Source organism: Dissulfurispira sp. (assembly GCF_036745535.1).
Classification (GTDB): Bacteria; Nitrospirota; Thermodesulfovibrionia; order Thermodesulfovibrionales; family Dissulfurispiraceae; genus Dissulfurispira.
Window position 1 is genome coordinate 1 of sequence record NZ_DAIOFX010000085.1, and the last position, 5809, is coordinate 5809.

At 42.5% G+C, this 5809-nt stretch carries 8 protein-coding genes and 1 pseudogene; 3 read left to right on the forward strand and 6 right to left on the reverse strand.

The genetic code is table 11. From position 1 onward, the window contains the following. Window positions 1–242: 242 nt before the first annotated feature. The 3 genes and pseudogenes from V7L97_RS10660 to V7L97_RS10670 all read left to right on the forward strand — a co-directional run bounded on the left by V7L97_RS10660 (window position 243) and on the right by V7L97_RS10670 (window position 2720). Window positions 243–422, forward strand: coding sequence for a hypothetical protein (locus tag V7L97_RS10660; protein WP_333655827.1), 180 nt, complete (start codon window positions 243–245; stop codon window positions 420–422). Between the two features lie 2 nt (window positions 423–424). Further along, window positions 425–1965: pseudogene (locus tag V7L97_RS10665) on the forward strand (efflux RND transporter permease subunit). Beyond that, complete coding sequence (locus tag V7L97_RS10670) at window positions 1938–2720, forward strand: efflux RND transporter permease subunit (protein ID WP_333655830.1); 783 nt, start codon at window positions 1938–1940, stop codon at window positions 2718–2720. Before V7L97_RS10665 ends, V7L97_RS10670 begins: the two are co-directional and overlap by 28 nt. A 267-nt stretch (window positions 2721–2987) precedes the next feature. Here the strand turns inward: V7L97_RS10670 and V7L97_RS10675 are convergent, their stop codons facing one another. The 6 genes from V7L97_RS10675 to V7L97_RS10695 all read right to left on the reverse strand — a co-directional run bounded on the left by V7L97_RS10675 (window position 2988) and on the right by V7L97_RS10695 (window position 5580). Beyond that, window positions 2988–3830, reverse strand: a complete 843-nt coding sequence (locus V7L97_RS10675) for a TIGR02757 family protein (RefSeq protein ID WP_333655833.1) — start codon at window positions 3828–3830, stop codon at window positions 2988–2990. Further along, window positions 3831–3962 carry a HepT-like ribonuclease domain-containing protein gene (locus V7L97_RS13095; protein WP_442891821.1) on the reverse strand — a complete coding sequence of 44 codons (132 nt, stop codon included), beginning with the start codon at window positions 3960–3962 and terminating at the stop codon, window positions 3831–3833. It lies immediately after the preceding gene. Between the two features lie 35 nt (window positions 3963–3997). Beyond that, window positions 3998–4183 carry a HepT-like ribonuclease domain-containing protein gene (locus tag V7L97_RS10680; protein ID WP_333655835.1) on the reverse strand — a complete coding sequence of 62 codons (186 nt, stop codon included), beginning with the start codon at window positions 4181–4183 and terminating at the stop codon, window positions 3998–4000. Beyond that, window positions 4180–4473: a nucleotidyltransferase family protein gene (locus V7L97_RS10685; protein ID WP_333655837.1), complete on the reverse strand. Its 294-nt coding sequence runs from the start codon at window positions 4471–4473 to the stop codon at window positions 4180–4182. Before V7L97_RS10685 ends, V7L97_RS10680 begins: the two co-directional genes overlap by 4 nt. A gap of 159 nt (window positions 4474–4632) precedes the next feature. Next, a complete protein-coding gene (locus tag V7L97_RS10690) occupies window positions 4633–5130 on the reverse strand; it encodes a YajQ family cyclic di-GMP-binding protein (RefSeq protein WP_333655840.1) in 498 nt (165 codons plus the stop codon). Window positions 5131–5139: 9 nt separating this feature from the next. Beyond that, window positions 5140–5580 carry a phosphate-starvation-inducible PsiE family protein gene (locus tag V7L97_RS10695; RefSeq protein WP_333655843.1) on the reverse strand — a complete coding sequence of 147 codons (441 nt, stop codon included), beginning with the start codon at window positions 5578–5580 and terminating at the stop codon, window positions 5140–5142. Window positions 5581–5809: the final 229 nt, after the last annotated feature.

Here is a 5809-nt window from a genome sequence, read left to right on the forward strand (position 1 = left end):
AGGCAGGCATGATCTATCGCAGCTTCGCTCGGTTCAGGACTACAACATAAAACTCGCCATCGAAAGCGTGGAAGGGGTTTCACAGGTTGCAAGCATCGGGGGTTTGTAAAACAGTACCAGATTACCATAGATCCCAATAAACTCCTTGCATACAATCTTCCCCTGCCGAAAGTCATGGAAGCAATTAAAAAAAGCAATAAGGACGTGGAAGGGAGAGTGCTTGAATTCTCCGGTTAGAGTACATGGTAAGGGGACGTGGCTATATTAAAAGCCTCAAAGACATCGAAAGCATCTCTGTGGGCACCAACGAAGCAGGAACGCCTGTATTTTTAAAGGATATTGCAAACATACAGCTTGGTCCTGAAATAAGGAGAGGTATTGCAGAGCTTGATGGAAAGGAGAGGTGGCAGGAGGTATCGTAGTAGTGAGATTCGGCGAGAATGTCCTTAGTGTCATAGACAGGGTCAAGGAAAAAATTAAAAGGGATATAGAGCCGAGTCTTCCGGAGGGTATGAAAATCGTCGTGACCTATGACAGGTCTGATCTCATACACCGCTCCATAGATACCCTCAAAGAGGAGATAATAAAACTCTCCGTCGCAGTGAGCGCCGTATGCATCGCATTTTTGTTCCACCTGCCGAGCGCCCTTGTGGTTATCCTTACTTTGCCCGTTGCAATAATCATTTCATTCATCTGCATGTATTATTTAGGCGTAACTTCGAATATCATGAGCTTAAGCGGCATCGCCATCGGAGCAATGGTGGATGCGTCTATCATAATGGTGGAAAACGCACATAAAAAGCTCGAAGAATGGGAAGAACACGGCAGACAGGGCAGCAGGATGGATGTGATAATTGATGCAGCAAAGGAGGTCGGCCCTTCGCTATTCTTTTCGCTACTTGTCATTACCGTGGGTTTCCTTCCGGTATTCACTTTACAGGCGCAGGCAGGAAGGCTCTTTAAACCTCTGGCTTACACAAAGACCTTTGCAATGCTCTTTGCGTCATTCCTTGCCATAACGCTGACGCCTGTATTGATGACACTTTTCATCAGAGGCAAGATAAGGCCGGAGGAAAAAATCCCATAAGTATCATCCTTCATAAAATTTACGAACCGGTAGCACACTTTGCCCTGCGATTTAAAAAGACCGTAATTATAATTGCAGTTATTATTATGGCGATTACAGCATATCCCTTTATAAAACTCGGCTCGGAATTCATGCCGCCATTATATGAAGGCACACTCTTTTATATGCCTGTAACGGTGCCTGCCGCTTCCATATCGGAAGTCTCAAACCTCTTACAGATGCAGGACAAACTACTGAAACAAATACCTGAAGTGGCACAGGTATTCGGAAAGGCTGGCAGGGCAGAAACTGCTACAGACCCTGCGCCTCTGGAAATGTTCGAGACAGTGGTCAACCTGAAGCCTGAATCACAGTGGAGACCCGGCGTTACCGTAGAAAGCCTGAAAAATGAGATGAATGACGCCCTCACAATCCCCGGCGTTGCAAACTCATTCACAATGCCGATCAAAGCCCGTATAGATATGCTCTCCACAGGCATAAGGACTCCTGTGGGCATTAAGGTAATGGGGTCGAAACTCGAAGAGATAGAAAGATTAGGACTTGAATTAGAGCAACATATCAAAGAAATTCAAGGCACAAGGAGCGTATACGCAGAAAGAGTGACAACAGGATATTTCCTCGACTTCGACATAAAACGCGAGGAAACAGCAAGATACGGTCTAACAGTGGATGACGTGCACGAAATAATACAATCAGCCGTAGGCGGCATGAACCTCACCACCACGGTCGAAGGCAGGGAGCGGTATCCGGTAAATGTTCGCTATTTGAGGGAATTAAGAAATGACATAGAAAAACTCAAAAGGGTGCTTGTGCCTGTAATGAACAGTCAGCAGGCAGTCAGCAGTCAGGCATGGCAACTACACAACCTGTATCTATGAGGATCATTCAGGTCCCTCTCGGTGAACTAACGGACATAAAGATTGTAAGAGGCCCTACACAGATAAAAAGCGAAGAGGGGCTTCTGGCATCGTATGTATATATAGATTTCTCAGGCAGAGATGTAGGCGGATATGTTGAAGAGGCAAAAAAGAAAGTCGCATCTTTGAAGATTCCTGAGGGCTACCGCCTTGAATGGAGCGGCGAGTATGAATACCTCGTTAAAACACATGAAAGATTGAAGCTCGTTATTCCCCTCACCGCGCTCATTATTTTCGTGCTTATCTACTTCAATACAAAGTCGGCTACAAAGACCATAATCGTATTATTGGCAGTGCCTTTCTCCCTTGTCGGCTCATTCTGGCTCCTGTATATCCTCAACTACAACATGAGCATAGCCGTATGGGTAGGAATAATAGCCCTTGCAGGACTCGATGCGGAGACAGGAGTGGTCATGCTCCTCTATCTCGAACTCGCATATGAGAAATGGAAAAAAGAAGGCAAATTAAATAGTATTAACGATTTGAAAGAGGCTGTAATGTATGGTGCGGTAAAAAGAATCCGTCCAAAGATTATGACCGTAAGCGTTATACTCGCAGGTCTTGTTCCCATAATGTTCAGCCACGGCACAGGGGCCGATGTGATGAAGAGGATTGCAGCTCCAATGGTCGGCGGCGTGATAACATCAACCATCCTTGAGTTGATAATCTATCCTGCAATATATATGATATGGAAAGGAAGGGAGTTCAGAAAATAAGGGGGATTGTATGGAATTCGCAAAGGGCTTTATGGAGTTCTTTTCCGACAAGGAGTTCGCCATACCGTTAGGGTAGGCGTTATCTTTGTAATCATCAATTCATTCTGTCTGCTGTTCGGCAAACATAAAATGGGGCTCTTAATCTCTTACTGTTTTGTGATGTACTGGGGATTTATATTCAACCAGACCTACTTTATAAACATACTTGGAAAAACAAGCTGGGGTTGACGGTATATATCTTTGCAGGTGTTGTAATGTTTATAACCATCATAATCGGGCATTTCCAGCATAAGGATTAAAATCGCATTCCTTACAGTTCATTTTACTGCAGATCTTTGATATTCCCTGATGGCATAATGCAAAGTCGTATTTGAGAGGGTCTTCAGGATCAAACCATTTCAAAGCCTCTGTAATCTCAACAGCCATCTTCCAGTCCTGAGATGCCCTCTTCGTAAAACCGAGACATTTAGATATGCGTGCTATATGTGTATCAAGAGGAATGACCAGTTTATTCTTTGGGATTCCTTTCCATATTCCGAAATCGATATCCCTGTCCCTTATCATCCACCTTAAAAAAAGGTTCATCCTCTTGCATGCACTGCCCTTTTGAGGCGAAGGAAAGAACTGGAGGAAACCCATGGTCTTGGTGTTTTTACCATAGACAGGCGATGTGTCTGTGCTCAATAAAGACTCTACAAATCCTGTCAGTCCAATACCGATATTTTGATCGTCATTCCAGCAATGAAGCTTAAAGAGGACATCAAGTCGTTTATATCTTTTTAAAGCCCTGTTTAATACATATAGAAGACAAATAATGTCATTATTCTCATTGAACCTGTATTTGATGCCTGAAAACAAACGTCCATGTCTCGTTAAGTTGAAATTAACCAAAAAATCATAAGGACTCTCACCCATTGTGGAAAGTATCTTCTTTACCACAGGCTTGAACAGATCCACCCTGCCGTAAGCAAAGCAGGATGCAATAAAACCGGAGACCTCAATATCTTCCGGTCTCTTATACTGATGCGGAAATTCTATAGGATCATGAAGGATTCTTTCCTTGAAGTCATATGTATTGTAAAGCCTGTCAAGGGTTTGTTTAAGGCTCATTCAGGATTTTTCGGTTAACTCTTTTAAGATTTTTTCAACGGCCAATTTAATCTCAGGCAATCTTTCCTTTACAACTTTCCAGACAATCTCATAATTAATCCCAAAATAGAAATGGCTAATTTTATCCCGCATTTTTTGCCATGTCCTGCCAAGGCAACTGTTTGTATTTATTTCTGATGGATATGGGAATGTTTTTTTGCAGCTTCTCCTATAATCTCAACTTCATGAACAACAGCGGTTCTGGTTTTTCTGTCAGAGGAAAACGCTTCAAAGCTCATATCGCCAATAAAGTTCTCTATGTCATCGATTGCCTCAAGAATATCTTTTATAAACAGCGAAAAATCACGCGTCATATATAAACTACCTCTTTTAATATTTTATCCTTCAGTTCGGTTCTTATCCCGCTTTTCTCTATCAGGTCAACTTTCTTTTTTAAAAGCTTTTGCAGCTTGTTTTCAAGTTCAATCAATTTCAGAAGATCCGGCAACTCTGAATACTCAACAAGGATGTCTATATCACTTCGCTTTTTCTGTTCGCCACGGACAACAGAGCCGAAGATGCCAATCTCCTTGACCTTGTAGTCCCTAACTACTTCCGCCTTGTGCTTTTTCAGTGTTTTCTTAATCTCATTTAGTGTCTTCATTGTTTTCTCCTGTCCTTATTTTACAATTTACCCCTTCCCCTTTGTGTCTTTAATCAGAACCTCAGACCTTTGCTTGAGGTTCTGCCCGCCTTCGTTAGTTATAAAGGTGAGAATCAATATTTTTCATGTGGCTACGCTGTAAGTCATTAACAGCAGAATTCATCTATAATTAGCAAACTGTATGGCTATGCCGAAGTCCTTCTCCTTGAGCTTTGCGATAATCGCCTGAAGGTCGTCTATCTTTTTTGCCTTTACGCGCACCTGATCTTTCTGTATCTCAGCACCGACTTTCAGCTTGGTGTCTTTTATAATCTTTACTATCTCTTTTGCCTTTTCCTGCGGTATGCCCTGCTGAAGTGTTATTATCTGCCGAACCGTGTTCCCTGCTGCCTGCTCTATCTTGCCATAATTCAATGCCTTGAGGGAAACTCCTCTTTTAACGAGCTTTGTTTGCAGTATATCAATCACGCTTTTCAATTTCATCTCATCGTCAGAAATAAGAGTGATAGTGCCCTTACCCTTGTCCAATTCAATGCTGCTCTTGCTTCCTTTGAAATCAAACCTCTGACCTATCTCCTTTGTTGACTGATCAACTGCGTTCAAAACCTCCTGCATATTCACTTCGCATACAATATCAAAGGAATGTTCTTCTGCCATTTTTACCTCCTATTGTTCAATCTTCTGCGCCTTCACGGATAAATAATAAGCAAACATCAGGATTATAATTACAACAGCACTGAGACCTATCTCATAAAGCTTTTCCACCGGCACATGCTCCATAAAAGATGTCTGCGCCTCTATTAAAAGTATCCTCCTCACAGCAGCTATTATGCCGATGGCAAGGAAAGGCCCTAATATGAACTTCTGCTTTTTCAGGAATCTGATAATAGTCCATAAAAGTTCAAGGATTATCAATGCCAAAAGAACATCGTTTACAAGGTGAAGTATCGAGTCGCGGGAAGGATTCATAATATTGAGCATTGCATAATATAGGATAAAGCTGCAGGCAACAAGCAATAACAGTGCAGCCACTATATGAAATATAATGTCGACCTTTACAAGTATCTTCCGGAATATCTCTGTCAGTTCAGGTCTTTGCTGTTCCATAAAACTCACTCCCCGCTCCGTTACCCCATTTTCTTGAGACTTTCTATAGTTGCCTTCAGCATTTCTTTTGGATCAGGCTTACACACAGGACAGTATGGCTCCCCCAGGTCCAGGAGGCATACATGCCCTCATTCCGGGCAGCATGTACACTCACTCATGGGCTGTTTGCAAGCAGGGCATACCTCCATGATTTTTCAATTATATCATATCCTTATATCACTACCAAAAA

Bases quoted from the DNA above. Each gene is read 5' to 3' on its own strand.
- V7L97_RS13095 (WP_442891821.1), bottom strand. From the start codon at position 3,962: ATGCGGGATAAAATTAGCCATTTCTATTTTGGGATTAATTATGAGATT.
- V7L97_RS10695 (WP_333655843.1), bottom strand. From the start codon at position 5,580: ATGGAACAGCAAAGACCTGAACTGACAGAGATATTCCGGAAGATACTT.
- V7L97_RS10660 (WP_333655827.1), top strand. From the start codon at position 243: ATGGTAAGGGGACGTGGCTATATTAAAAGCCTCAAAGACATCGAAAGC.
- V7L97_RS10670 (WP_333655830.1), top strand. From the start codon at position 1,938: ATGGCAACTACACAACCTGTATCTATGAGGATCATTCAGGTCCCTCTC.
- V7L97_RS10680 (WP_333655835.1), bottom strand. From the start codon at position 4,183: ATGACGCGTGATTTTTCGCTGTTTATAAAAGATATTCTTGAGGCAATC.
- V7L97_RS10685 (WP_333655837.1), bottom strand. From the start codon at position 4,473: ATGAAGACACTAAATGAGATTAAGAAAACACTGAAAAAGCACAAGGCG.
- V7L97_RS10690 (WP_333655840.1), bottom strand. From the start codon at position 5,130: ATGGCAGAAGAACATTCCTTTGATATTGTATGCGAAGTGAATATGCAG.
- V7L97_RS10675 (WP_333655833.1), bottom strand. From the start codon at position 3,830: ATGAGCCTTAAACAAACCCTTGACAGGCTTTACAATACATATGACTTC.